Genomic DNA, 26,383 nt, shown 5'->3' with positions numbered 1-26,383 from the left:
AAAGGACCGCCGAGGCGGTCATTCCTTCAGATCGGCTGGTTGTTATGCAGCGTGATCCAGCCCCGGATCAGCCGGTACGCTTTCCAGAGCCAGGCCAGTGCCCAGATGCCGTAGGCGAACGGAATGCCGATCAGCGTGACGAACAGCACCCAGCCGATCGCCATCCACACGACATACCACCAGAACGAGCGGATCTGCCAGCTGTGGTGGCTTTGCGCAAACGTGCCGGCCGCGTCGCCCCGCTTGATGTAGTTGAGGATCAGCGGGATGAACGACAGGGCACCCAGCGTGAACAGGAAGCTCACGCCATGGGCGAGATACAGCCACGAAGCCCATGTCTTGGCCGAGCTGGTTTGCGAATCGAAGATCAGTTCCTGCGACATAAGCCCTCCTTGTATGAAGGGACAGTCTATAGACATTTTGCCAAGTCCGGCGCACGGCCGGCCGGGCTACTCGCCGCTGCTGGTGTACTCGGCGGCCGCCTTGGCGGACCACACGGCTTCCTGGTGCGACGGGTAGGGCTGGTCGTAGCCCTCCACGCTGCCGTCGTCGCCGACGAAATACAGGCCCCAGCCGCCGCCTTCCTCGCGGATGGCGATGTCGCCGGGACGGCAGGCGGTGGCGATATCGTCGCCGGCTTCCAGCGTGACGATGCGGGTGCGGCGGTGCGTGATGGTCTTGGTCATGACAGCAGTATAGAGTCAGCGGTATTGACGCAGGTAGGCTAGCAGGTTGGCGATCTGGCGCTCGTTGCCGATGCCCCAGAAGCGCATCTTGGTACCGGGCACCACCTCATCTGGGTCGCGCAGGAACGCGGCGAGCGTGCGCTCGTTCCAGACGATCCCCGATTTCTTCATCGCGGGCGAATAGGCATAGTCGGGCGTGCTGCCGGCGCGCCGGCCGATCACGCCGTTCAGGTGCGGCCCGAACACGCCGCGTGCCGACGGCCCCACCTGGTGGCACGAGGCGCAGGTCCGGAAGGTCGACGCGCCCGCCACCGGATCGCCGGCAAGCGGCGCGGGCGCAGGGGTGCTGGCGGCAAGTGCGGGCATGGCGAGCAGTAACGACAGCAGGCGGTTGATGGCCCGATTCATGGGTGCATTCGTGGGTGGATTCGTCGTTGGATTCGTCGTTGGATTATATCGCGCCACCGTGCGCTGGCACGCGCAACACGGGAGCGGCGTGCGACGAAGCGCTGCCGCCCCTGCTACAGTAATGCCACTTCGACAACCCGGTCCGCACATGAATACCCATCGTCTCGCCGTCAACATCAAGAGCCTGGCCGGCTGGCTGCTCGTCACGTTTGCCGCCGCGGCCTTCGGTGCCTGGGCCTCGCAGAGCGCGCCCGAGTTCTACGCGCAGATGAACAAGCCCTCCTGGGCGCCGCCGGCCGGCGTGTTCGGCCCCGCGTGGTCGGTGCTGTACCTGATGATGGCGCTGGCCGCCTGGCTCGTGTGGCGCGTGCGGGGTTTCCGCACCGCGCCGCGCACGCTGTCGCTGTACCTCGTGCAGCTCGTCGCCAATGCGCTGTGGAGCTGGCTGTTCTTCGGCTGGCACCTGGGCGCGGCAGCCTTTGCCGAGGTGCTCATCCTGTGGGCGCTGATCCTGGCGACGACCATCGCGTTCTGGAAGGCGCGTCCGCTGGCCGGCATGCTGCTGCTGCCTTATCTCGCCTGGGTCACGTTTGCCAGCGCGCTCACGTTCGCCTGCTGGCAGCGCAATCCGCAACTGCTGGGCTGACGACGGCCCCTGGGCACTGGACGCCCTGCCATCGACTGGCTATCCTCGCAGCTCGCAGCCGGATCAACGAGGAGGGGACATGGCGGGACCGCTGGAAGGCATCAAGGTAGTGGAAATCGGCGCGCTGATCGCGGCGCCGTTCGCGGCAAGGCTGCTGGCCGAATTCGGCGCGGAGGTCGTCAAGATCGAGGCACCCGGCGACGGCGATCCCATCCGCAAATGGCGCAAGCTGCACAGCAATGGCACGTCGCTGTGGTGGTATCTGCAGTCGCGCAACAAGCAGTCGGTGGCGCTGAACCTGAAGAGCGCCGAGGGCATCGCCATCGTCAAGCGCCTGCTGGAACAGGCCGACATCCTGATCGAGAACATGAAGCCGGGCGCGCTGGAAAAGCTCGGGCTGGGCTGGGACGTGCTGCATGCGCTGAACCCGAAACTGACGATGGTGCGCATTTCCGGCTACGGCCAGACGGGCCCGTACAAGGACCGCCCCGGCTTCGGCGCGATCGGCGAGGCGATGGGCGGCATCCGCTACACGACCGGAGAGGCCGGTGGCGTGCCCGCCCGCGTGGGCGTCAGCCTGGGCGATTCGCTCGCTTCCCTGCATGCGGTGATGGGCGCGCTGATGGCCGTGCTGCGCGTGAAGACGGGGCAGGGCGACGGGCAGATGGTCGACGTGTCGCTGGTGGAGAGCGTGTTCAACCTGATGGAAAGCCTGGTGCCGGAATACGACCTGCTCGGCCACGTGCGCGAGCGCAGCGGCGGCGCGCTGCCGGGCATCGCGCCATCGAACACCTATCCCACGCGGGATGGCGCCTACGTCGTCATCGCCGGCAACAGCAACCCGATCTACAAGCGGCTGATGGCCGTGGTGGGCCGGCCCGACCTGGCCGACGATCCCCGGTTCGCCCAGAACGACGGCCGCGCCGCGCAGGCCACGCTGATCGATGCGGCGATCGCCGGCTGGACCTCGCGCCATCCGATCGATGCCGTGCTGGCAGCGCTGGAAGCGGCCGAGGTGCCGGCCGGGCCGATCTATTCGGTGGCGGACATCGTCAGGGACCCCCACTACCAGGCACGCGACATGATCCTGGAGCAGCAGTTGCCCGATGGCGTGGCGGTGAAGATGCCCGGCATCGTGCCGAAGCTGTCGGAAACGCCGGGCGAAGTGCGCTGGCAGGGCCCGGCGCTGGGCGAGCACACGGATGCGGTGCTGGCCCGGCTGGGATGGAGCGCCGCCGCGATCGCGCAACTGCGGGCGGCAGGGGTCGTGCAGTAAAGCCGGACAGCGACGACGCTTATTCGAACAGGTTCAGGATCCCGTCCAGTCCCACGAAGTTGAACGCGACGGTGGCCTGTTCGCGCACCACGGGCTTGGCGCGGAACGCCACCGACATGCCGGCGATGCCCATCATCTGCAGGTCGTTGGCGCCGTCGCCCATCACGATCGCTTCCTGCGGCGTGATGCCCAGCGTGGCGCACACGTGTTCGACGGTGGCGCGCTTCGCTTCCGCATCGACGATATCGCCCACCACGTTGCCGGTCAGTTTGCCATCCACGATCTCCAGCACGTTGGCGCGCGTGAAATCGAGGCCGAGGCGCGTCTTCAGGCGGTCCGTGAAGTAGGTGAAACCGCCGGAAACGAGCAGCGTCTTCAGTCCTGCCGCCTGCACGGCCTTGAGCATGCGCGTGGCGCCGGGAGACAGGCGCAGACGCTCGTCGTACACGCGTTCCAGCGCCGCGGCGTCGAGCCCCTTCAGCAGCGCCACGCGGCGGCGCAGGCTTTCGGCGAAATCGAGTTCGCCGCGCATCGCTGCCTCCGTGATGGCCGCCACCTGCGGCTTCAGGCCCTGCATGTCCGCGATCTCGTCGATGCATTCGATCGTGATCAGCGTGGAATCCATGTCCATCGCCACCAGCCGGTAATCCTGCAGCCGCTGCGTGCCCATCATGTAGGTGGCATCGAGCTGGGCCGCCTGGGCCGCCACTTCGATCGTCTGGCGCAGGCCCGGCGACCAGGTGATGCCTTCGCAGCGCAGCGCGCAGCCGCCCAGGCGGGTGATCGACTGCGGTGCCGTCAGCGCGGCGATGCGCTCCAGGCGCGGCGAACAGTTGTCCTGGCCCTGCAGGACCAGGTTCATCGAAATGTCTCTGGCCTGACTGGTTCCGGCCTGGCCGGTTTTGGCTTGATTCAGGTTGGCTTGATTCATCGGGCGTGCTTCATCGGCAGGTGGTTCATGCGGTAAGTTGTTTGATGGCGGACTTGATCTGGGCCACGCGGGCGGCCAGGTCCGGCATGCTGGCGGTGATCTTCAGCTTGTCCTGGCCGTTGAGCTTGATGTGGCGGTGCTTCTGGATGAGCGTGATGATGCGCATCGGGTCGATCGGCGGCTGCGGCATGAACTGCAGGTTGGCCGCTTCGCCGTGCGCGTCGATCTTGACGATGCCGACCGTCTTCGCCGCAACGCGCAGCCGGTGCGTTTCGATCAGCGCCTTGACCGGTTCGGGCAGCTTGCCGAAGCGGTCGATCAGCTCTTCCTGCATGCCGTCGATGGCCTCCTGCGAGGCGCAGTTGGCCAGGCGCTTGTAGATCGACAGGCGTTCGTGCACGTCGCCGCAGAAGTCGGCCGGCAGCAGCGCCGGCACGTGCAGGTTGATCTCGGTGGTGGTGGCCAGCGGCGCGGCCAGGTCCGGCTCGCGGCCCGCCTTCAGTGCGCGCACGGCCTCGTTCAGCATGTCCGTGTAGAGCTGGAAGCCGATCTCCAGCATCTCGCCGGACTGGCTCTCGCCCAGTACCTCCCCGGCGCCGCGGATCTCCAGGTCATGCATTGCCAGGTAGAAGCCGCTGCCCAGTTCTTCCATCTGCTGGATGGCGTCGAGCCGGCGCTGCGCCTGCTTGCTCAGCGTCTGCACGTCGTTCACCAGCAGGTAGGCATAGGCCTGGTGGTGCGAACGGCCCACGCGGCCGCGCAGCTGGTGCAGCTGCGCCAGGCCGAACTTGTCGGCGCGGTGCATGATGATCGTGTTCGCCGTGGGCACGTCGATGCCCGTCTCGATGATCGTCGTGCACAGCAGGATGTTGTAGCGCTGCGCCACGAAGTCGCGCATCACCTTTTCCAGGTCGCGCTCGTGCATCTGGCCGTGGGCCACCGCGATACGCGCCTCCGGCAGCAGCGCCGTCAGCTGGGCCATGCGGTTCTCGATCGTGTCCACTTCATTGTGCAGGAAGTACACCTGGCCGCCGCGCTTCAGTTCGCGCAGCACGGCTTCGCGGATGATCGATTCGCCTTCCGAGCGCACGAAGGTCTTGATGGCCAGGCGCTTCTGCGGCGCGGTGGCGATCACGGAGAAGTCGCGCAGGCCTTCCAGCGCCATGCCCAGCGTGCGGGGGATCGGCGTGGCCGTCAGGGTCAGCACGTCCACCTCGGCACGCAGCGACTTCAACGCCTCCTTCTGGCGCACGCCGAAGCGGTGCTCCTCGTCGATGATCACGAGGCCCAGGCGCTCGAACTTGACGTCGTCCGACAGCAGTTTATGGGTGCCGATCACGATATCCAGCGTGCCGTCCGACATGCCCTTGATGGCGTTGGCGATCTCCTTGCCGGTACGGAAGCGCGACATCTCGGCGATCTTCACGGGCCAGTCGGCGAAGCGGTCCGCGAAGGTCTGCGCATGCTGTTCGGCCAGCAGCGTGGTCGGGGCCAGGATGGCCACCTGCTTGCCGCCCATGACGGCGATGAAGGCGGCGCGCAACGCCACTTCCGTCTTGCCGAAGCCCACGTCGCCGCACACCAGCCGGTCCATCGGCTTCCCGGACGTCATGTCCTTCATCACGTTCAGGATGGCCGCCGCCTGGTCGGGCGTCTCGTCGAAGCCGAAGCTTTCGGCAAAGCGCTCGTAGTCCTGCGACGAATACTCGAATGCGTGGCCGACGCGTGTGGCGCGGCGGGCGTACAGGTTCAGCAGCTCGGCGGCCGTGTCGCGCACCTGCTCGGCGGCGCGGCGCTTCACCTTGTCCCACTGGCCCGAGCCGAGCGAGTGCAGCGGCGCGTCCTCCGGCGCGCTGCCGGAGTAGCGCGAGATCACGTGCAACTGCGAGACGGGCACATAGAGCTTCGAATCTTTGGCGTATTCCAGGTACAGAAATTCGGTCTCGCCTTCGCCCAGGTCCATGCTGATCAGGCCCATGTAGCGGCCGATGCCATGGTTAATGTGCACCACCGGATCGCCGATCTTCAGCTCCGACAGGTCGCGCACCATCGATTCGACCTGCGTGACGGCTTCCTGTTTCTTCCTGCCCACGCGCCGGCCGGAGCCGGCATACAGCTCCGTCTCGGTGATGAAGGCAAGGGGCGTATCGAGCATCAGCCGGAAGCCGGCCTGCAGCGGCGCCACGCCCAGCACGAAGCGGTCGTGCGAAGCGAGGAAGCCTTCGTAGCCGTCCACCAGTGCCGGATGCAGGCCGAATTCGGCAAAGTACTGCTGCAGCGTTTCGCGGCGGCCGTTCGACTCGGCGCAGACCATCACGCGCAGGTCCGGCTGCAGTGCAAAGGCACGCAGGTTCGTCAGCGGATCTTCCAGGTGGCGGTTGACGGCGATGTTCGGCACCGGCGCGGACAGCTCGGACGGCTCGCCATCGAGGCCGGCCTTGCCCGCTTCCTTGCCGATCGTCAGGCGCGCATGCAGTTTCGCGCAGGTGAAGAAGGCCTCGTCGCGCAGGAAGATCGATTCCGGCGGCAGGATCGGGCGCTCGCGGTCCGACTTGAGGAACCGGTAGCGGCTTTCCGTGTCGGACCAGAAGCGGCGGATCGCGCCGTCGATATCGCCGACGAGCGCGAGCGATGCGCCTTCGGGCAGGTAGTCGAACAGCGTGGCCGTCTCTTCGAAGAACAGCGGCAGGTAGTACTCGATGCCGGCCGAGGCGATGCCGCTGCTGATGTCCTTGTAGACGACGGCGCGGGAAGGATCGCCTTCGAACGTCTCGCGCCAGCGGCTGCGGAACGTGGTGCGCGCCGCCTCGTCCATCGGGAATTCGCGGCCCGGCAGCAGGCGCACCTCGTTCACCGGATACAGCGAACGCTGCGTATCGGCATCGAACGTGCGGATGGTCTCGATGGTGTCGCCGAACAGGTCGAGACGGTACGGCAGCGCGGAACCCATCGGGAACAGGTCGATCAGGCCGCCGCGCACGGAGTACTCGCCCGGCGACATCACCTGCGTCACGTGCGTGTAGCCCGCCAGCGTCAGCTGCGCCTTCAGCGCTCCTTCGTCGAGCGATTCGCCCTTCTTGAAGAAGAACGTGTAGGCGGCCAGGAACGACGGCGGCGCCATGCGCACCAGCGCCGTCGTGGCCGGCACCAGCATCACGTCGCACTGGCCGCTGCGGATCTCGTGCAGCGTGGCCAGGCGTTCCGAGACCAGGTCCTGGTGCGGCGAGAACGCGTCGTACGGCAGCGTTTCCCAGTCGGGCAGCAGGTGGCAGCGCAGGCCGGGCGCGAACCAGGGGATCTCGTCGCGCAGGCGCTGGCCATCGCTGGCCTGCGCCACGATGACCGCCAGCATGCGGCCCTGCGTCTTCAATGCAGTTGCGGCCTGTGCAATGGCATAGGCGTCGGCGGAACCGTACAGCGCGGGCAGCGCGAACCGGTTGCCGGGTTTGGGGAGTGCTTTAATCAGGTCGAAAGGCATTCAGGTCGAAAGGCATGCAGAGGGGCGAAGACACACAACGATCGGCCGCGGCCCTGTGGCGGCGGCAAGCGTTCATTATAAAGCAAGGCCCGTCCCGGCGTTTTCCTGCGGAACGCCGCTAGCCGGGGCCCAGCACGCCGGTGACGGTGAAGCGGAGGCTGCCGTCCGGTCCCGGCTCGGTGCGCACATGCAGTTCGCGCAGCCCGCCCTGCACGGCCCGTTCGACGAGGGGCAGCACGGCGGCCGCCACGCGGGTCTCGTCGCTGGCCGGGGGGGCGGCGGGCCGCACCACCGTGGCGTTCGACGGGGCCGGGGCAACCTGCGCCGGACTGCGCGCGAAGATCGCGGCGATCGCCTCGCACAGCGCGGCTGCACCTTCGGCCACCAGCGGCGCAAACGGCCCGTTCGCCGCCGTGTTGTTGATCAGCTGGAGCACGCCCAGCAGCCGGCGGTCCGCCGTACCGCCCGACAGTACCGGCACCACCAGCATCTGCCGCGTGCGGTAACCGGTGCGGCGGTCGACTCCCTGCTGGAAGCACAGCTGCGAATCGTGGCGTTTCAGCTCGGCCTCGTCATACACATCGGCCAGGTTCAACGGCCGGCGCGACAGTGCCACATAGCCGGCAATGCTCTGCGGCGTGACGGGAAGTTTCAGCTGCTTGAACGACGCCAGTCCCGTCTTCAGCTTCGACAGCAGCGCGGCACCATCGTCGGCCAGTGCGTAGACCGTGATGCGGTCCGCGCCCAGCACGTCGCACAGCTCGGCGGACATGGCCAGCATGATGTCGTCCGGATTGCCGGTGGCGGCGATGCGGGCCACCAGCCCGTGCAGCCGGCCGAGGAAGCGCTTGCGCTCCGCCCCGGTGGCCATCATCGAACGGTCCCGCCGCGGTGCCAGGGCGCGCTGGCGACGACCGTGGCATCGGCATCGCAGGCGTCCGCAGCGCTGACGCCTGCACCGCCGACGTCCATATCGCTGGCATCCACATCGCTGCCGTCCGCATCGCTGGCGCGATCGTTAGCAACGTCCGCATTGTCCGCCTCGCTCATGGCGATATCGGGCGGCCGGGTGATGGCCACCGTGTGGTCGCCCGCCGCGCCGCCGCGCAGCGCCAGCATCAGGTCCTGCCGGAACGCCGCCGCCGTCGGATAGCGGTCTTCCGGCCGCTTCGCCAGCGCGCGCAGCACCACGCGGTCGAACTGCGGGCCCACCGATGGATTCGCCACCGAGGGCAGCGCCGGCCGGTCGTACAGGATCTGGTGCTGCAGGGCGCCCAGCGTCGGCGCGCGGAACGGCTTCTCGCCCGTGAGGAACTGGTACAGGATGATGCCGGCCGCGAAAATGTCGGCGCGCGGGCCGGCCACCTGGCCGGCGATCTGCTCCGGCGCCATGTAGCTGGGCGTGCCCACGACCTCGCTATCGGCCGCCGCCGGCGCATGCCGGTCGTGCAGGCGCGCCACCCCGAAGTCCGTCAGCTTCACGCGCAGCTGGGCCGACAGCATGATGTTGGCGGGCTTGATGTCGCGGTGGACCACGCCGTTCTGGTGCGCGTAGCCGATCGCGTCCAGCAGCTCGCCCGTCATGCGCACCGCATCTTCCAGCGTGAACTCGAGCTGGAACGCCTGGTCCGCGTCGAAATAGCCGGACAGTTCCTCGCCTTCGATCACTTCCATGACCAGGTAGGCGACATCGCCTTCCTCGCCGAAGTCGTACACGGTGACGATGTTGGGATGGTTCAGCCGCGCCACGGCCTGCGCCTCGCGGACGAAGCGGGCGGAATAGTCGGCGCGCTGCGCGGCGTCGAGCTGCTGCGTGAGGATCACCTTGATCGCCACGCGGCGTTCCAGCCTCGGATCGATGCCTTCGTAGACGAGGCCCATGGCGCCGCGTCCCAGCACGCGCAACAGGCGGTAGCGGCCCAGCTGTTCGGGTTCGGTCATGGCGCATCCGGTGCGTTGAAAGCGCCGAGTTTAAAGCACATCCGGCGTCCAGGAACAGTGGCGCGGATACGTCAGCACGCACCTTGCAAGCTGCCCGCCACGGCACGCGCCATCCCTATGGCAAAGCCGATGAAACCAGCCGGCAGTTACCGCAAGCTAGTCAAAAAAAGCAGTTTGCAAGCGATAAAACCGGTCGCAAAGTCTTGTATATTCTCGGTAAAAATAAGGCAAGAAAATCGAACAAGACACTGACCACAACGACCAGACCGGCGCCCGCGCCGGCAGCCTGAAAGAGACCGACCGTGGATATCGAAGCGCTGCTCCTGGAGGTGGGAGAGGGGGACCCGTGCGGCCCCGATCTCGAGTACGACCCGGCGTTCCTGGCGCTGGAGCAGGCCGCCCTCGGCAAGCCGGAAGTGCAGTACGGCGAGACGCTCAGCCCCGCCGTGCCGCCCGAATGGAAGGCCGTGCGGCAGCTGGCGCGCGGGCTGCTCGAACGCAGCCGGGATTTGCGGCTGCTGGTGACGCTGGCGCGTTCCGAACTGGCGCTGGCCGGCATGGCCGGGCTGGCCGGCACGCTGGCCGCGATCGCCGCGCTGCTCGAGGAGCGCTGGGCGCACGTGCATCCGCAGCTCGATGCCGACGACGGCAACGATCCCACGCTGCGCATCAATTCGCTCGCACTCCTCACCGATCCGCTGTTCCTGCGCGAAGTGCGCGAAACGCCGCTGCTGGTGCTGCCCGGACTGGGCGCATTTGCCCTGCGCGACCTGGAGTTCGCCAATGGCGAGCTGCCGGTGCCACCGGGCGCGACCGTCCTCGAGCTGCCGTCGATCGCGGCCGCGATGCTCGATGTGCCGGCGCCGGTGTTCGGGCAGGCCTTCGATGCGGTCGCGCGGGCCAGCGACGGTGCGCTGCGCATCGAGATCGCGCTGGTGCGCGAGGTGGGCAGCGCGCAGGCCCTCAATCTCGATCCGCTCACGAAACTGCTGAAACGGGCCCATGATTTCCTGGCCGCGCAGGCCGCCGCCCGTACGGGCGATGCCGCCGGCATCGGTGCTGCCGAAGCCGGCCTGGCGCAGGGGCTGGCGGAAGGCGGGGCCGCGGGCGGCGCTCGGCAACCGGCGACCGGCGACATCGCCAGCCGTGCGGACGTGATCCGCATGCTCGACCGGATCGGCCAGTACTACCGGCAGCACGAGCCGTCCAGCCCCGTGCCGCTGCTGCTGGAGCGTGCCAGGCGGCTGGTGCCGAAGAACTTCTTTGAAATCATCGAGGACCTGGCGCCGGACGGCCTGCAGCAACTGCTGGTCGTGAGCGGTCCGCGCCAGGACGGGCCGGACTGACACCGGAACCGGGCAGGGACATCAACCAGGAGGAGCCATCGTGGGCAAAGAGAGCAGCCAGAAGTTCATCGCGCGCAACCGTGCGCCGCGCGTGCAGATCGAGTATGACGTGGAGGTGTACGGCGCCGAGAAAAGCATCCAGCTGCCCTTCGTGATGGGCGTGCTGGCCGACCTGTCCGGCCAGCCGGCCGATCCGCAGGCGCCCGTCTCCGACCGCAAGTTCCTCGAGATCGATGTCGACAATTTCGACGAACGCCTGAAGTCGATGAAGCCGCGCGTGGCCGTGCAGGTGCCCAATACGCTCACGGGCGAAGGCAATCTGTCGGTGGACATGACGTTCGAGAGCATGGACGACTTCGCGCCGGCCGCCATCGCCCGCAAGGTCGAATCGCTGAACAAGCTGCTCGAAGCGCGCGGGCAGCTGTCGAACCTGCTGACCTATATGGATGGCAAGACGGGGGCCGAGGAACTGGTGGCGAAGCTGCTGGCCGATCCGGCCCTGCTGCAGGCACTGGCCGCCGCGCCGAAACCGCAAGCGTGAAGGGAGAACGACATGGCGCAGATCCAGGAAATCAACGAAGCGGCCACCGGCACGCTCGAGCTGAGCGACTTCGGCAGCCTGCTGCAGAAGGAGTTCAAGCCTCAGTCGGACAAGGCGAAGGAAGCGGTCGAAACGGCCGTGAAGACGCTGGCCGAGCAGGCGCTGGCCGGCACGCGGCTGGTGTCGGGCGACGTGCTGGCGACCATCGAGAGCCTGATCGCCGCACTGGACGACAAGCTCACGGAGCAGATCAACCTGATCCTGCATACCGAGGAGTTCCAGAAGCTGGAAGGGGCATGGCGCGGCCTGCACTACCTCGTCAACAACACGGAAACGGACGAAACGCTCAAGATCCGCGTGATGAACGTGTCGAAGAACGACCTGGCGAAAACGCTCAAGAAATACAAGGGCACGGCCTGGGACCAGAGCCCCGTGTTCAAGAAGATGTACGAGGAGGAGTTCGGCCAGTTCGGCGGCGAGCCGTTCGGATCCATCGTGGCCGACTACCACTTCGACAACAGCGCGCCCGATGTCGAACTGCTCACCGGGATGGCGAAGATCGCGGCGGCCGCGCACGCGCCGCTGATCGCCGGTGCGGCACCGTCCGTGATGCTGATGGAATCGTGGCAGGAACTGTCCAATCCGCGCGACCTGACGAAGATCTTCCAGACCCCGGAGCACGCTGCATGGCGCTCGTTCCGCGAATCGGAAGACGCGCGCTATGTCGGCCTGGCGATGCCGCGCTTCCTGGCGCGCCTGCCGTATGGCGCGAAGACCGATCCGGTCGAGGAGTTCGACTTCGAGGAAGACACTTCCGCGCCCGGCAGCGCCAACTACACGTGGTCGAACGCCGCCTACGCGATGGCCGTCAACGTCAACCGCTCGTTCAAGGAATACGGCTGGTGCTCGCGCATCCGGGGCATCGAGTCCGGCGGTGCCGTGGAAGGGCTGCCGGTGCACAGCTTCCCCACCGACGACGGCGGCGTGGCGATGCAGTGCCCGACCGAGATCGCCATCTCCGACCGGCGCGAAGCGGAGCTGGCGGCCAACGGCTTCATGCCGCTGGTGCACAAGAAGAACACCGACTTCGCCGCGTTCATCGGCGCGCAGTCGCTGCACAAGCCGGCCGAGTACGACGATCCGGATGCCTCCGCCAATGCGGCGCTGGCCGCGCGGCTGCCTTACCTGTTCGCGACCTGCCGCTTCGCCCACTACCTGAAATGCATCGTGCGCGACAAGGTGGGCTCGTTCAAGGGCCGCGACGAGATGCAGCGCTGGCTGACCAACTGGATCAACCGCTACGTGGACGGCGATCCGGCCAACTCGTCGGAAGGCACCAAGGCGCAGAAGCCGCTGGCCGCCGCCGAGGTGCAGCTCGAAGAGGTGGAGGGCAATCCCGGCTACTACACCTCGAAGTTCTTCCTGCGCCCGCACTACCAGCTGGAAGGGCTGACCGTGTCGCTGCGGCTGGTGTCGAAGCTGCCGTCGGCGAAGGGCGGCTGACGGCAGGGCAGCGCAGCGAGAGATTGTTTGCAGGACGCGCCGGGCCCGCGGGTCGGCCCGCTCAACCATGACCATCAACGACCAACCAGGAGAACGAAATGGCAGTGGACATGTTCCTCAACCTTGGTGCCAACATCAAGGGCGAAACGAAGGATGCAGCACAGTCGAAAGCGGGCGATATCGATGTCCTGGCCTGGAGCTGGGGCGCCGCGAATGCGGGCAGCTTCCACGCCGGCGGCGGCGGCGGCGCGGGCAAGGCCAGCTTCCAGGACCTGTCGGTGACGAAGTGGGTCGACAAGGCCTCGCCGGCGCTGTTCATCGCGCTGGCCAAGGGCACCCATATCCCGGCGGCCACGCTGCTGGTGCGCAAATCCGGCACGGGCCAGCAGAAGTACCTGGAGATCTCGCTGGCCGACGTGCTGGTCACCTCGATCGCCTCGGGCGGCAGCGGCGGCGAAGACCGCCTGACGGAGAACGTCACGCTCAACTTCGCGCAGGTGAAGCTGGAGTACTTCCTGCAGGACAAGGCCGGCGTGACGGCTTCCGGCGGCATCTTCGACTGGGACATCGCCGGCAACGCGTCGAAATGAAGCCGTGCCGGGAACGCCTGCCCCGCAGCGCTCCCGGCCATCGCCACCCACCCGACCAGGCCACCATGGACGCGCAACCCGGCATCAGGCAAAGCCTCATCGCGCCAGCCCTCACTACGCAGACCCTCATCGCGCAGGGCCGCCTCGACGAGGCGCTGGCCGCGCTGCAGGACGAAGTCCGCAGGCACCCCGGCGATGCGCGGCACCGCATCTTCCTGTTCCAGCTGCTGTGCGTGCTGGGGCAATGGCAGCGCGCGCTCACGCAGCTGTCGGTGGTCGCCGAGCTCGATGCCGGCGCGCTGCCGATGGTGCAGACCTACCGCGAAGCGATCCAGTGCGAGGCGCTGCGCGCCGAGATCTTCGCCGGCAAGCGCCAGCCGCTGCTGTTCGGCGAGCCGGAAGAGTGGGTCGCCCAGCTGCTCGAAGCGCTCAGGCGCGCTGCCGATGGCGACCACGCCGGCGCGGCTCGCCTGCGCGAGGCGGCATTCGACGCGGCGCCCGCCACGCCCGGCTCGATCGACGGCGTGCCGTTCGCCTGGCTGGCGGACGCGGATGCCCGGCTGGGGCCCGTCATCGAGGCGGTCGTCAACGGCAAGTATTTCTGGGTGCCGGTGCACCGCATCGGCCGGATCGCCTTCGAACCGCCCGCCGACCTGCGCGACTGCGTGTGGACGCCGGCCACGTTCGCGTGGACCAATGGCGCCAGTACCGTCGGGCTGATCCCCACGCGCTACGAGCGCACTGCCGCGCAGGCCGATGCCGCGCTGCTGCTGGCCCGCCGTACTGAATGGGTCAGCCGGGGGACCGACAGCGGGACCGACAGCGGGGAGGCGGGCCTGGGCGGCCATGGCCTGGGCCAGCGCATGCTGGTCACGGACGCCGGCGAATATGCGCTGATGGACGTGCGCGCGATCGTGTTCGGCAGCGGCGTGCCGGACCTGGCGGCCGTCGATGGCTGAGCTCGCGCCCCGGGAGCGGCTGCAGCCTTCGCTGCTGGACCGCCTGACCGACCACCAGCCGGAAGCGCAGGTGGAGTCGCGCGACCGACGCGTGCTGTCGCTGCGCACGCTGCGCGACTCCGTGCTGCGCGACCTGGCATGGCTGCTCAATGCCACCAACCTGCTGTCGACGACGGACACTGCGCCGCTGCCGTACCTGGCCGGTTCCGTCCTCAATTACGGCATGCCGGACATGTCCGGCGTGAGCGTCGCCGGGCTGGACCTGGCGGAGCTGGAGCGCGGCATCCGCCAGGCGATCTGGGATTTCGAGCCGCGCCTGATCCGGGCGACCGTGTCGGTGCGCGCCGTGCCCGCCGAATCGGACCGCAACCGCATCACCTTCGTCATCGAAGGCGACCTGTGGGCGCAGCCCTATCCGGAGCGGCTGTACCTGAAGACGGAACTCGATATCGACCGCGCGGTCCTGCGGCTGCGCGAAGGAGCGGGAGCATGAACCTGGGCCCCGCGCCGCCCGTGCGGGGAGGCCGTTCGATGCCACACGGCCTGACACTGCGCCTGGGCGAGGGAGCCGCGTCATGACCACAGGCCTGCCGCGCTCGCGCAAGGGAGCCGCCGCGTGAATCCCCGCTTCCTCCGTTACTACAGCCAGGAACTGCAGCACCTGCGCGAGGTGGGCGGCGAGTTCGCGCGCGACTACCCGAAGGTCGCCGGGCGGCTCGGCCTGGAAGGTTTCGAATGCGCCGATCCGTATGTGGAGCGCCTGCTGGAAGGCTTCTCGTTCCTGGCCGCGCGCGTGCAGATGAAGCTCGATGCCGAGTTCCCCCGGTTTACCCAGCACCTGGCGGAGCTGGTCTACCCGCACCTGCTGGCGCCGACCCCGTCGATGGCGGTGGTGCAGCTGCAGCCGGACCTGTCGAATCCGGCACTGAAGGGTGGTTATCCGGTACCGCGCGGGACGGCGCTGCGCAGCGTGCTGGGGAAGGGCGATGTCACCGCCTGCGAGTACCGCACGGCGCATGACGTGACCCTGTGGCCGATCGAGCTGGTCGAAGCGCGGCTCGCCACGCATGGCGGCACCCTGGCGGGGCTGGACGTGAAGCTGCCACCGGGCGTGCGGGCCGGCTTGCGGCTGCGGCTGCGCACGGCGGGCGGGCTGGCGTTCCGCGAACCGGGCCTCGACCGCCTGGCCCTGCACCTGCGCGGCGGCGACGCTCTGCCGGTCCGCATCCTCGAGCTCCTGCTGGCCGGAATCGAAGGCGTGCTGCTGGCGCCGGCCGATGCCGGTGCCGGCCGGCCCGCCAGCTGGCACGGCCGGCTGCCGAAGACGGCCCTTGTACCGCTGGGCTTCGACGAGGAAGAAGCACTGCTGCCCGCGGGCGGCCGCACCTTCCCGGGCTACCGGCTGCTGCAGGAATATTTCGCCTTCCCCCAGCGCTTCGGGTTTGTCGAGCTGCGCGGCCTGCGCGCCGCGCTGGCGGGATGCACGGAAGGCGAGATCGATGTCGTCATCCTGCTCAACCGCACCGATGCGCATCTGGAACAGGTGCTCGACGCCACGCATTTCGCGCTGCACTGCACGCCGGCGATCAACCTGTTCCGGCGCCGGGCCGACCGCATCGGCGTCGATGGCGAACAGTTCGAGCACCACGTGCTGGTGGACCGCACCCGCCCGCAGGATTTCGAGGTGCACCAGATCGAGGAAGTGCGGGGCTACGGCACCGGCGTGGCGGCCGAACAGGTGTTCCATCCGTTCTATACGGCCAAGGACCCGGGCAGCGCTACCGGGGAGACGGCGTTCTACCAGATCCGCCGCGAGCCCCGGCTGGTGTCGCAGCGGCAGCGCCGCGCCGGCCCCCGCTCCAGCTACATCGGCAGCGAAACCTTCATCTCGATCGTGGATGCGGCGGCCGCCCCGTACCGCGACAATCTGCGCCAGCTCGGCCTGACCGTGTGGTGCACCAACCGCGACCTGCCGCTGGCGATGCCGCTCGGTGTCGGCAAGACCGACTTCATCCTCGACACGGGCGCGCCGGTGGTGGCCATCCGCTGCCTGGCAGGCCCCAGCCAGCCGCATCCTTCGTCTGCCGAAGGGGGCGCGGCATGGCGGCTGCTGAACCACCTGTCGCTGAACTACCTGTCGCTCGTCGACGGCGACGCGCGCAGCGGCCGTGGCGAAGGCGCCGTCGCGCTGCGCGAGCTGCTGGCGCTGTACTGCCCGGCCGGCGACGCGCATGCCCGGCGCCAGGTCGACGGCGTGCAGTCCGTGACCGCGCGGGGCGTCACGCGCCGGATGCCGTCGCCGGGCCCGGTCACGTTCGGCCGCGGCCTGCAGCTCACGCTCACGCTCGACGATGGCGCCTTCGAAGGCAGCGGCGCCTTCCTGATGGGGGCCGTGCTGGCGCGCTTCTTCGCCCAGTACGTGTCGATCAACACCTTTACCGAGACCGTCGTGCGCACCGTCGCGCGCGGCGAGATCATGCGGTGGAATGCGCAGGTGGGCCGATGCGCGATCCTGTAGCGCTCGAGGCGGCCCTGGAGCGGGATGCGGCGCGCATGGAGTTCTTCCAGGTGCTGCGGCTGATCGAAGCGGCGCATCCGCAGCTGCCGCGCATCGGCACCTCGCTGCGGCCGCGCGACGACGCGGTGCGCTTCGGCCAGCATGCCTCGATGACCTTCAATGGCACGCAGCTGGCGGCTTTCAGGCGCAGCGACGGCGCCGCGCGCGGCCGGCTTGCCGTCAATTTCCTCGGCCTGCTCGGCGCCAACGGGCCACTGCCGCTGCACCTGACGGAATACGTGCGCGACCGCCTGCGCAACGGCGGCGACGGCACGCTGCTGGCGTTCCTGGACGTGTTCCACCACCGCCTGCTGTCCCTGTTCTACCGGGCGCGGGCCCAGGCCGAGCCGGCGATCAGCCTGGACCGGCCGGAGGGCGACCGCTTTGCCGACTACGTGGGCAGCCTGTTCGGCATCGGCAGCCCGGCGCTGCGCGGGCGCGATGCGATCGGCGACTTCGCGCGCCTGCATTTCGCCGGCCTGCTGGCCAGCCATGCGCGGCCCGCCGCCGGCCTGGTCGCCATCCTGCGGGCCTATTTCGGCCTGCCGGTGCGGATCGAGCAGTTCGCCGGCCACTGGCTGCGGCTGCCGGAAGAGGTGCGCACCCGCCTCGGCGGCGCGGCGGCCGGCGCGGACGGCGGCAATGCGCTCGGCATCTCGACGGTGCTGGGCAAAAGCGTGTGGGACTGCCAGAGCCGCTTCCGGCTCGTCCTGGGGCCGATGGCGCTGGACGATTACCGGCGCCTGCTGCCCGGCGGCGCCAGCATGGCGCGGCTGCTGGCCTGGGTGCGCGAATACGCCGGCCTGGCGCTCGACTGGGACGTGCGCCTGGTCCTGCGCCGGGAAGACACGCCGCCGCTGCGGCTGGGCCGGGGCCTGCGGCTCGGCTGGACCACCTGGCCACACGGCGCGCCGCCCGACCGGGACCGGGACCAGCTCCTGGTCCGCCCGCTGGATGACACCTTCATACCGTGCACCGGACGCCCGTGCGCGGCCCCGCTCCCCCCTGGCGCCCATCCGGGCTGAGGAACACACCATGGCAGACATCAGCCGCGTCGCCCTGTTCGGCAAACTCAATTCCCTGTGCTACCGCGCGATCGAGAGCAGCACCGTGTTCGCCAAGCTGCGCGGCAATCCCCATGTGGAGATGGTGCACTGGCTGCACCAGATCCTGCAGCTGCAGGATGCGGACCTGCACCGCATCCTGCGCCATTACGAGCTCGATCCGGCGGCGCTGGCACGCGACCTGACGGCGGCGCTGGACCGGCTGCCGCGCGGCGCCACGTCGGTGGACCTGTCGTCGCAGCTGGAGGAATCGGTGGAGCGCGCATGGGTGTACGGCACGCTGCTGTTCGGCGAATCGGCAGTGCGTTCGGGCCACCTCGTGGTGGGCATGCTGAAGACGTCCGGCCTGCGCAATGCGCTGTACGGGCTGTCGCCGCAGTTCCAGAAGGTGAAGGGGGAGGACCTGTCGGAGCGCTTCGGCCAGCTGCTGCGAGAGTCGCCGGAAACCGCGCTGGCCGCGACCGACGGGTTCCGGGCCGGTGGTGCCCAGGTCGATGGTGCACCGGGCGAAGCCTCGGGCGCGATCGCGCCTGCCGCGCTGGGCAAGGGCGAAGCGCTGAAGCAGTACACGGTGGACCTGACGGCGCAGGCGCGGGGCGACGATGCCCGTGCGAAGCTCGATCCGATCGTCGGGCGCGACGACGAGATCCGGCAGGTGGTCGACATCCTGATGCGCCGGCGCCAGAACAACCCGATCCTGGTCGGCGAGGCCGGCGTGGGCAAGACCGCGGTGGCGGAAGGCTTCGCGCAGCGGATCGCACGCGGCGACGTGCCGCCGGCGCTGCGGGACGTGCGGCTGCTGGCGCTGGACGTGGGCCTGCTGCAGGCCGGCGCCAGCATGAAGGGCGAGTTCGAACAGCGGCTGCGCGCCGTGATCGACGAGGTGCAGGCGAGTGAAAAGCCCGTGATCCTGTTCGTCGACGAGACCCATACGCTGGTGGGTGCTGGCGGCGCGGCCGGCACGGGCGATGCGGCCAACCTGCTGAAACCTGCGCTGGCGCGGGGCACGCTGCGCACGATCGGCGCCACCACTTTTGCCGAATACAAGAAGCACATCGAGAAGGATCCGGCACTGACGCGGCGCTTCCAGACCGTGCAGGTCGACGAGCCGGACGAGGCGCGCGCCATCCTGATGATGCGGGGCGTGGCGGCGACGATGGAGGCGCACCACAAGGTGCAGATCCTCGACGAGGCGCTGGAGGCGGCCGTCAGGCTGTCGCACCGCTACATTCCGGCGCGCCAGCTGCCCGACAAGTCCGTCAGCCTGCTCGACACGGCGAGCGCACGCGTGGCCGTGAGCCTCCACGCCACGCCCGCAGAGGTCGACGACGCGCGCAAGCGCATCGAGGCACTGGAGACGGAACTGGCCATCATCGGCCGCGAACAGGCCATCGGCATCGATACGGCCGGGCGCGCGGCGGAAGCCGGCAGTGCGCTGGCCGCCGAGCGGGACCGGCTCGCCAACCTGGAGGGCCGCTGGGAGGCGGAACGCCAGCTGGTCGACCGGCTGCTGGCGCTGCGAGTGCGCCTGCGCGGCGAGGTGTCAGCGGGTGGGGCCACGGCAGACAGCGCTGGGCAGGATCGGGCCGCCACGCTGGCGCAGTTGCGCGACGTGCAGGCGGAGCTGGCTGCGCTGCAGGGCGAGAACCCGCTGATCCTGCCGACCGTCGATTACCAGGCGGTGGCCGCCGTGGTCGGCGACTGGACCGGCATCCCGGTCGGCCGCATGGCGAAGAACGAGATGGAGACCATCCTCGGCATCGGCCGCCTGCTGGCGCAGCGGGTGATCGGCCAGGACCATGCGATGGAGATGATCGCGCGGCGCATCCAGACCTCGCGCGCGGGGCTGGACAATCCCGGCAAGCCGGTCGGCGTGTTCCTGCTGGCGGGAACCTCCGGCGTGGGCAAGACGGAAACGGCACTGGCGCTGGCCGAGGCGCTGTACGGCGGCGAACAGAACCTCATCACCATCAACATGAGCGAGTACCAGGAGGCGCACACGGTGTCCACGCTGAAGGGCGCGCCGCCCGGCTACGTGGGCTATGGCGAAGGCGGCGTGCTGACGGAAGCGGTGCGGCGCCGGCCCTATTCGGTGGTGCTGCTCGACGAGGTGGAAAAGGCCCACCCCGATGTGCACGAGATCTTCTTCCAAGTGTTCGACAAGGGCTTCATGGAAGACGGGGAGGGGCGCTTCATCGACTTCAAGAACACGCTGATCATCCTGACCACGAATGCCGGCACGGAGCTGATCGCGGGCCTGTGCCGGGACCCGGACCTGATGCCGGATCCCGAGGGCATGGCCAAGGCGCTGCGCGAGCCGCTGCTGAAGGTATTCCCGCCGGCGCTGCTGGGCCGGCTCGTGACGATTCCCTACTATCCGCTGTCCGATGCCATGCTGGGCCGGATCGTACGGCTGCAGCTGGACCGCATCAAGCGGCGCGTGGAGGCGCGCTACCGGATTCCGTTCGCGTACAGCGATGAGGTGGTGGAACTGGTGGTGTCGCGCTGCACCGAGACGGAATCCGGCGGGCGCATGATCGACGCGATCCTGACCAACACGATGCTGCCCGATATCTCGCGCGAGTTCCTGAACCGGATGATGACGGGGCGGCCGATCGCCGGCGTGCGGGTGGGCGTGGCGGGCGGTGAATTCAGCTATGACTTTTTCAGCGAATGACTTCGCGTGATGCCGTTGTGGACGGTTCAGGCACTGCGTCTGAAGGCCGCGACCAGCAGGCCGCCTCGCTGCAGCTGTTGCCCCTGCTGCTGCGTGCCGAGCGTGATGCGGCTGACGACGGCCACCGTGAAACCGGCCGCGTCGAGTGCACCGCGCACATGGGCCTCGGCGTGGCTGTAGCGGCCGTTCGGCTGCAGCAGGTAGCGGGTCACGCTGGCGCCTGGCGCCTCTTGCACGGTGAACAGCAGCTGGCCGAAGGGCCGCAGCGCCGTGGCGGCAGCGCGCAGCACGCCGTGCAGGTCGCCGAAATGGCGCAGTACGTCGGCCGCCACGACCAGGTCATACGTGGCCGGGTGGCCGGCCAGCCACGCTGTCAGTTCCGCTTCCTGCAGCGCGTCGTAGCCGCCCCGTTCACGCGCCACGGCGAGCCTGGCGGGCGCGCGGTCCACGCCTGTCAGCTCGCGGGCGTAGGGCTGCAGCAGGGAACCGCACGCGCCTTCGCCGCAGCCGGCGTCCAGCACGTCCAGGGTTTCGGCCGGCGTCGGCAGCAGCGCGCCCAGCAGCGCCGCGCACAGGGCAGGCGCACCGGGCGCTGCGTGCCGATCGTTGCCGGTGGCGTGCGCTATCCCGGCTCCGGCAAGCCTTTGCAGCAGCTGCTCCGGGTGTGCGTCGACGCTCATGGGGTCCGCCCGGAAGCGTGGCGGCAGGGTGTCGGCAGCGATTTGTTCATCTCGCATCTTCCTTTGATAGTCGGTCGATTTTCGGTGATTGTCGGTAATAATAGATTATTGGAAATGAAAATCAAACAGCATCGGCAAAATAAAACGGCGCGGCTGCCCGCTGCTGTGGAGGGTTGCTGATGGCCAGCCAGGTCGCGATGGGGGCGCTGATGAAATGCTCGTTCGGCGCGGCGCCGGCGTCCTTGGCGGTGCTGCCCGTGAACCGCGTGCTGGCCGAAGGCCCGCCGGCCGCCAACATCATGGACCACCAGCCGCTGGTGAATATCCTCCCGTTCGGCGTGTGCCAGTCGCCGGCCAATCCGGTGGTGGCGGCAGCGACAGCCGCGGCGCTGGGCGTGCTCACGCCGATGCCCTGCGTGCCGGCGACCGCCGCGCCCTGGACACCGGGCGCGGCAACGGTGCTGATCGCGAACATGCCCGCGCTGGACAACACCAGCAAGTGCCTGTGCAACTGGGGCGGCGTCATCGCCTTCACGCATGCCGCCACGACGAAGACGATGATTCCCTGACCCGAAGCGAAGACAGACATCATGCCCAGCCTGCAAGCGAACCGCGAGGTCACCGTCACGAGCGCCGCCGGAGCGGACGTCCTGCTGCTGGAGCGGCTGCACGGCAGCGAGATGCTGGGGCAGCCGTTCGAGTACCGCGTGCAGCTCGTATCGGCCGAACCGGATGTGGCGGCCGCTGCGGTGCTGGGCAAGGCGATGTCCGTCACGATCGTGCTGCCGGCGGGCGGCGAACGGGTCTTCCACGGTGTCGTCACCCGCTTCGCGTGTGCCGGCCGGGCTGGCGCCTACACGCGCTACGAGGCGGTGCTGCGCCCCTGGCTGTGGCTCCTCACGCGCGCGTCGAACTGCCGCATCTTCCAGCAGAAATCGGTGCCCGCCATCGTGCGCGCGGTGTGCGAAGGGGGCGGCTACGGCGGCGAGGTGAATCTGGACGTCACGGCGCTGGCCGGCGAGTATGCAGAATTGCCGTACTGCGTGCAGTACCGCGAGACGGATTTCCATTTCGTCAGCCGCCTGCTGGAAGAGGCGGGCATCTATTACTGGTTCCGGCACGAGGCGGGGCGCCACACGATGGTGCTGGCCGATTCCTATGCCGCGCATGCCGACACGCCGGGCTACGCGCGCATCCGCTTCGGCGGCGAGGAAGGCCGCGGCGTGGTCGATGGCGAAGCGGTGCACCGGTGGGAAGCGGCCACCGAGATCCAGGCCGGTGCCTGCGCGCTCAACGATTTCGATTTCGAGAAGGCCGCCGCCTCGACGAGCGGCGCGCTGCTGGTACGCGCCGCGATCCCCGCCGCCGCGCTGGACGCCGAATACGAACTGTACGACTACCCGGGCGGCTACACGGCGGCCGGCGCCGGCACGGCGCGGGCCCGCGCGCGCATGGAAAGCCAGCACGGCCAGTGCGAACAGATCAATGGCGAGACGAATGCGCGGGGCGTGGCGGCGGGCCGGATGTTCGCGCTGACCGGCCACCCGCGCACGGACCAGGACCGCAAGGTGCTGGTGACGGGCACCACGGTCGACGTGACGGACCTGCGCTACGCCTCGGGCGGTGGCGGCGGCTTCGCTTTCCACTGCGCGTTCACGGCCGTGGGCGAGCGGCACAGCTACCGGCCGCTGCCCGTCACGCCGAAGCCCGTGGTGCGCGGTCCGCAGACGGCCATGGTGGTGGGCAAGGCCGGCGAGGAGATCTGGACCGACAAGTACGGCCGCATCAAGGTGCAGTTCCACTGGGACCGCGATGGCCAGGACGACGAGGCCAGTTCCTGCTGGGTGCGGGTGCAGCAGGCCTGGGCCGGCAAGGGCTGGGGCAGCATGTTCATTCCCCGGATCGGCATGGAGGTCGTCGTCAGCTTCCTGGAAGGCGATCCGGACCGCCCGCTCGTGACCGGCTGCGTGTACAACGGCGACGCCATGCCGCCCTATGGCCTCCCGGGCGAGCAGACGAAATCGACGTTGCGCACCAACAGCTCGAAGGGTGGCGGCGGCTACAACGAGCTGCGCTTCGAGGACCGCAAGGATGCCGAAGAGATCTTCGTGCAGGCCGAGAAGGACTTCAACCGCGTGGTGAAGAACAACGACACGCTGACGGTCGGCTTCGAGAAGAAGGACAAGGGCGACCAGACGGTGCGCATCGCCAACGACCAGTCGCTCGAGGTGGGCCATGACCGCACCGTGAAGGTGGCGCACGACGACCGCGAGACGGTGGAGCACAGCCAGACGGTGGCGATCACGCTGGACCAGACGCTCGACGTGGGCGGCAGGCAGACCGTCACGGTCACGGGCGACCAGACCATCACGGGCAAGGCGAAGATCGTGGTCACGGCCACCACGTCGATCGAACTGAAGGTGGGCAGCAGCAGCATCCTGATCGAGCCCGCTGCCATCACCATCAAGGGCGCGCAGATCACGCTGGACGCCAGCGGCAAGCTCGACGCGAAGGCGGCCGGCCCCGTCACCGTGCAGGGCGCCGTGGTGAAGATCAACTGATCAACGTGCTGTGCCCCGCATGACAACGGCTAGTTCGTCTCGGGTGGCGGATTCGGCGGGATGGCGGGTGCGACATTCGGCAGGGTCGATGGCGGAACGGCGGGCGACACCGGCGCGATCACCGGGGCGCCCGGCAGCGCCGGCTGCTCGCCGCCTTCCATCTGTGGCACCGGTACTCCTGCCTGGCCCGGCACCGCTTCGTCGAGGTCGATGCCGCGCACCGTCGGGTCGGCCGCATACTCTTCCAGGATCCAGTCGCCATCGAGCTGCACCACGCCTTCCGGCGCCTCGCGTTCGACGACGGGTCGCCTGGCCAGCGCCACCTTCATGTAGTCGATCCAGATCGGCAGCGCCAGCGTGGCGCCGAACTCGCGGCCGCCCAGCGACTTCGGCTCGTCGTAGCCCATCCAGGCCACTGCCACGATGCCGCCGCCGTAGCCGCCGAACCAGCCGTCGACGGCGTCGCTCGTGGTGCCCGTCTTGCCTGCGATATCGGTGCGGCCGATGCGCTGCGTGGCCGCCGCGCCCGTGCCGCTGCGGGCCACTTCGCGCAGCATGCTGTCCATGATGAAGGCGTTGCGGGCATCGAGCACGCGGGCCTCGTCGGTCAGCTTCGGTGGCGGCGGCACGGCTTTCAGCACCTTGCCCTCGGCATCCTCGATGCGGGCGATCAGGTAGGGCTGCACCTTGTAGCCGCCGTTGGCGAACACGGAATACGCACCGGCCATCTGCTGCGGCGTGACGGCGCCGGTGCCCAGGGCCATCGTCAGGTTGTTCGGATGGCGGGCCGGATCGAGGCCGAAGCGGCCCAGGAACTCGTGCGCATACGGCACCGTGACGGCGCGCAGGATGCGCACCGACGGCACGTTCTTCGATTCGGACAGCGCGCGGCGCATCGTGATCGGACCGTCGAACTTGAAATCGTCGTTCTGCGGCTTCCACGGCTCGCCGTTCGCGCCGCCCGGCAGTTCGATGGGCACGTCGTTGATCAGCGACGACGGACCGAAACCCTTGTCGATGGCGGCCGAGTAGACGAACGGCTTGATCGACGACCCGGGCTGGCGCCACGCCTGCGTCACGTGGTTGAACTTCTGCAGGTTGTAGTCGAAGCCGCCCACCATCGCGTGATACGCGCCGGTGGCGGCATCGATGGACACGAAGGCGGCCGCCACTTTCGGCACCTGCGTGATGGCCCAGCCCTTCTTGTCCTGCGCGACGCGGATCACGGCGCCGGGACGGATGCGGATGCCGTCCTTCGCCTTCGAGGACAATGCCGGCGCGGCCAGCTTCAGGCCGTCGCCCCTGATGCGCACATCGTCGCCGTCGGCCGTCTCGGCGCGCACTTCGCTGGCGCTGGCGGACAGCACGACTGCCGGAATCAGGCCGTCGCTGGACGGGCGGCGGCCCAGCGCCTCGTCGATCGCTTCCTCGCGTTCCTCGTCGCCGTCGGGCAGCTCGATGAAGGCCTCGGGGCCCCGGTAGCCATGGCGCTGGTCGTAGGCGATCACGTTGCGGCGCACCGATTCGTAGGCCGCATCCTGGTCGGCCTTCAGGATCGTCGTGTGCACCACGATGCCGCGCGTGTACGCCTCTTCCTGGAACTCGGCGAACACGGCCTGGCGTGCCAGTTCGGCCACGTATTCGGCATGCGTGTCGAACTCCTGGCCCTTGTTATTGATGTGCAGGGTCTCGTGCTGCGCCGCTTCGTACTGCGCATCGCTGATGTAGTCGAGATCGTGCAGGCGGCGCAGCACGAGCGCCTGGCGCGCCTTGGCACGCTTGAAGTTCGACACGGGGTTGTGGCGCGCCGGATTTTGCGGCAGGCCGGCCAGCATCGCGATCTCGGCGACCGACAGCTCCTGCAGCGTCTTGCCGAAATAGACCTGGGCGGCCGCGGCGAAGCCGAACGAGCGCTGGCCCAGGTAGATCTGGTTCATGTACAGCTCCAGGATCTGGTCCTTCGTCAGCGCATCCTCGATCTTGTAGGTCAGCATCACCTCGTTGAGCTTGCGCGACAGGACCTTCTCGCGCGTCAGGAAGAAGTTGCGCGCCACCTGCATGGAGATGGTCGAGCCGCCCTGGCGGAAGCCGCCGGCCAGGTTGGCCTTCATCGCGCCCATCGCGCGCACCCAGTCGATGCCGCCATGCTCGTAGAAACGCGTGTCCTCGATGGCCAGCACGGCCTTCTTCATCATGTCCGGGATATTCTTGATGGGCACGAAGTCGCGGTGCTCTTCGCCGAATTCGCCGATCAGCACGTGATCCGCAGTGTAGATGCGCAGCGGGATCTTCGGCTTGTAGTCGGTGACGGCGTCCAGCGACGGCAGTTTCGGGCGGACGACCAGGAACAGGTAGCCCAGCACGGCAAGGGTGGCGACGAGGCCGGCGACGGCGATGGCGATCAGGCCGCGCAGTGCGTTGCGGCGGTTCAGCCAGGAGAGCGTAGTAGTCAAAACGGGGTGGTCCATGTTGAAGACCGGGCCATTATAGACGACGTGACAATGACGTCCGCGCCCGGGATGCCGCGAAAATAGGCACC

Annotated in this window: 23 protein-coding genes; 14 read left to right on the top strand and 9 right to left on the bottom strand. The window is 68.4% G+C overall.

Going from position 1 to position 26,383, the window contains the following annotated elements; all coding sequences use genetic code 11:
- Positions 1–26: 26 nt before the first annotated feature.
- From IP91_RS02455 to IP91_RS02445, 3 genes are all read right to left on the bottom strand, one after another.
- The gene (locus IP91_RS02455) at positions 27–383 is read right to left on the bottom strand and encodes a DUF4870 family protein (RefSeq protein ID WP_145647181.1); all 357 of its coding nucleotides are present in this window, start codon (positions 381–383) and stop codon (positions 27–29) included.
- Positions 384–449: 66 nt separating this feature from the next.
- Positions 450–686, bottom strand: a complete 237-nt coding sequence (locus IP91_RS02450) for a hypothetical protein (RefSeq protein WP_145647180.1) — start codon at positions 684–686, stop codon at positions 450–452.
- 15 nt (positions 687–701) lie between these two features.
- On the bottom strand, positions 702–1,094 hold the full coding sequence (locus tag IP91_RS02445; RefSeq protein ID WP_145647179.1) for a c-type cytochrome: 393 nt from the start codon (positions 1,092–1,094) through the stop codon (positions 702–704).
- A gap of 148 nt (positions 1,095–1,242) precedes the next feature.
- On the opposite strand from IP91_RS02445, the gene IP91_RS02440 reads away from it, so the two are divergent.
- A complete protein-coding gene (locus IP91_RS02440; RefSeq protein ID WP_145647178.1) occupies positions 1,243–1,740 on the top strand; it encodes a TspO/MBR family protein in 498 nt (165 codons plus the stop codon).
- A gap of 79 nt (positions 1,741–1,819) precedes the next feature.
- Complete coding sequence (locus tag IP91_RS02435) at positions 1,820–3,016, top strand: CaiB/BaiF CoA transferase family protein (protein ID WP_145647177.1); 1,197 nt, start codon at positions 1,820–1,822, stop codon at positions 3,014–3,016.
- 19 nt (positions 3,017–3,035) lie between these two features.
- On the opposite strand, the gene serB is transcribed toward IP91_RS02435, so the two are convergent.
- From serB to IP91_RS02415, 4 genes are all read right to left on the bottom strand, one after another.
- Complete coding sequence (gene serB, locus IP91_RS02430) at positions 3,036–3,878, bottom strand: phosphoserine phosphatase SerB (protein ID WP_145647176.1); 843 nt, start codon at positions 3,876–3,878, stop codon at positions 3,036–3,038.
- A 94-nt stretch (positions 3,879–3,972) separates the two neighbouring features.
- Positions 3,973–7,425: a transcription-repair coupling factor gene (mfd, locus tag IP91_RS02425; protein ID WP_145647175.1), complete on the bottom strand. Its 3,453-nt coding sequence runs from the start codon at positions 7,423–7,425 to the stop codon at positions 3,973–3,975.
- 118 nt (positions 7,426–7,543) lie between these two features.
- Positions 7,544–8,299: a GAF domain-containing protein gene (locus IP91_RS02420; protein WP_145647174.1), complete on the bottom strand. Its 756-nt coding sequence runs from the start codon at positions 8,297–8,299 to the stop codon at positions 7,544–7,546.
- A complete protein-coding gene (locus IP91_RS02415) occupies positions 8,296–9,366 on the bottom strand; it encodes a serine/threonine-protein kinase (protein WP_145647173.1) in 1,071 nt (356 codons plus the stop codon). Before IP91_RS02415 ends, IP91_RS02420 begins: the two co-directional genes overlap by 4 nt.
- Before the next feature lie 83 nt (positions 9,367–9,449).
- Between IP91_RS02415 and IP91_RS02410 the strand changes: the two genes are divergently transcribed.
- The 10 genes from IP91_RS02410 to tssH all read left to right on the top strand — a co-directional run bounded on the left by IP91_RS02410 (position 9,450) and on the right by tssH (position 20,603).
- A complete protein-coding gene (locus IP91_RS02410; RefSeq protein ID WP_145647172.1) occupies positions 9,450–9,656 on the top strand; it encodes a hypothetical protein in 207 nt (68 codons plus the stop codon).
- Positions 9,657–9,668: 12 nt separating this feature from the next.
- On the top strand, positions 9,669–10,712 hold the full coding sequence (gene tssA / locus IP91_RS02405; protein WP_145647171.1) for a type VI secretion system protein TssA: 1,044 nt from the start codon (positions 9,669–9,671) through the stop codon (positions 10,710–10,712).
- A gap of 40 nt (positions 10,713–10,752) precedes the next feature.
- Positions 10,753–11,253 carry a type VI secretion system contractile sheath small subunit gene (tssB, locus tag IP91_RS02400; protein WP_145647170.1) on the top strand — a complete coding sequence of 167 codons (501 nt, stop codon included), beginning with the start codon at positions 10,753–10,755 and terminating at the stop codon, positions 11,251–11,253.
- A gap of 12 nt (positions 11,254–11,265) precedes the next feature.
- Complete coding sequence (gene tssC / locus IP91_RS02395; RefSeq protein WP_145647169.1) at positions 11,266–12,756, top strand: type VI secretion system contractile sheath large subunit; 1,491 nt, start codon at positions 11,266–11,268, stop codon at positions 12,754–12,756.
- A gap of 98 nt (positions 12,757–12,854) precedes the next feature.
- Positions 12,855–13,346: an Hcp family type VI secretion system effector gene (locus IP91_RS02390; protein WP_145647168.1), complete on the top strand. Its 492-nt coding sequence runs from the start codon at positions 12,855–12,857 to the stop codon at positions 13,344–13,346.
- Positions 13,347–13,411: 65 nt separating this feature from the next.
- Positions 13,412–14,305, top strand: a complete 894-nt coding sequence (locus tag IP91_RS02385) for a type VI secretion system accessory protein TagJ (RefSeq protein ID WP_145647167.1) — start codon at positions 13,412–13,414, stop codon at positions 14,303–14,305.
- On the top strand, positions 14,298–14,798 hold the full coding sequence (gene tssE / locus IP91_RS02380; RefSeq protein WP_145647166.1) for a type VI secretion system baseplate subunit TssE: 501 nt from the start codon (positions 14,298–14,300) through the stop codon (positions 14,796–14,798). Before IP91_RS02385 ends, tssE begins: the two co-directional genes overlap by 8 nt.
- Before the next feature lie 123 nt (positions 14,799–14,921).
- Positions 14,922–16,823: a type VI secretion system baseplate subunit TssF gene (tssF, locus tag IP91_RS02375; protein ID WP_145647165.1), complete on the top strand. Its 1,902-nt coding sequence runs from the start codon at positions 14,922–14,924 to the stop codon at positions 16,821–16,823.
- Positions 16,808–17,887, top strand: coding sequence for a type VI secretion system baseplate subunit TssG (gene tssG / locus IP91_RS02370; protein WP_145647164.1), 1,080 nt, complete (start codon positions 16,808–16,810; stop codon positions 17,885–17,887). Before tssF ends, tssG begins: the two co-directional genes overlap by 16 nt.
- Positions 17,888–17,897: 10 nt before the next feature.
- A complete protein-coding gene (gene tssH, locus IP91_RS02365; protein ID WP_145647163.1) occupies positions 17,898–20,603 on the top strand; it encodes a type VI secretion system ATPase TssH in 2,706 nt (901 codons plus the stop codon).
- Between the two features lie 26 nt (positions 20,604–20,629).
- Here tssH and IP91_RS02360 read toward each other — a convergent pair whose 3' ends face one another.
- Positions 20,630–21,283 carry a class I SAM-dependent DNA methyltransferase gene (locus IP91_RS02360; RefSeq protein WP_158643062.1) on the bottom strand — a complete coding sequence of 218 codons (654 nt, stop codon included), beginning with the start codon at positions 21,281–21,283 and terminating at the stop codon, positions 20,630–20,632.
- 179 nt (positions 21,284–21,462) lie between these two features.
- Here IP91_RS02360 and IP91_RS02355 point away from each other — a divergent pair, with 179 nt between their 5' ends.
- Complete coding sequence (locus IP91_RS02355) at positions 21,463–21,852, top strand: DUF4280 domain-containing protein (protein WP_145647161.1); 390 nt, start codon at positions 21,463–21,465, stop codon at positions 21,850–21,852.
- Positions 21,853–21,873: 21 nt separating this feature from the next.
- A complete protein-coding gene (locus IP91_RS02350; protein WP_145647160.1) occupies positions 21,874–23,844 on the top strand; it encodes a type VI secretion system Vgr family protein in 1,971 nt (656 codons plus the stop codon).
- Positions 23,845–23,873: 29 nt separating this feature from the next.
- On the opposite strand, the gene IP91_RS02345 is transcribed toward IP91_RS02350, so the two are convergent.
- On the bottom strand, positions 23,874–26,297 hold the full coding sequence (locus IP91_RS02345) for a penicillin-binding protein 1A (RefSeq protein WP_229473752.1): 2,424 nt from the start codon (positions 26,295–26,297) through the stop codon (positions 23,874–23,876).
- Positions 26,298–26,383: the final 86 nt, after the last annotated feature.

It is taken from the genome of Pseudoduganella lurida (assembly GCF_007830455.1).
Lineage (GTDB): Bacteria > Pseudomonadota > Gammaproteobacteria > Burkholderiales > Burkholderiaceae_D > Rugamonas > Rugamonas lurida.
This window is presented reverse-complemented; position numbering and strand designations above follow the sequence as displayed.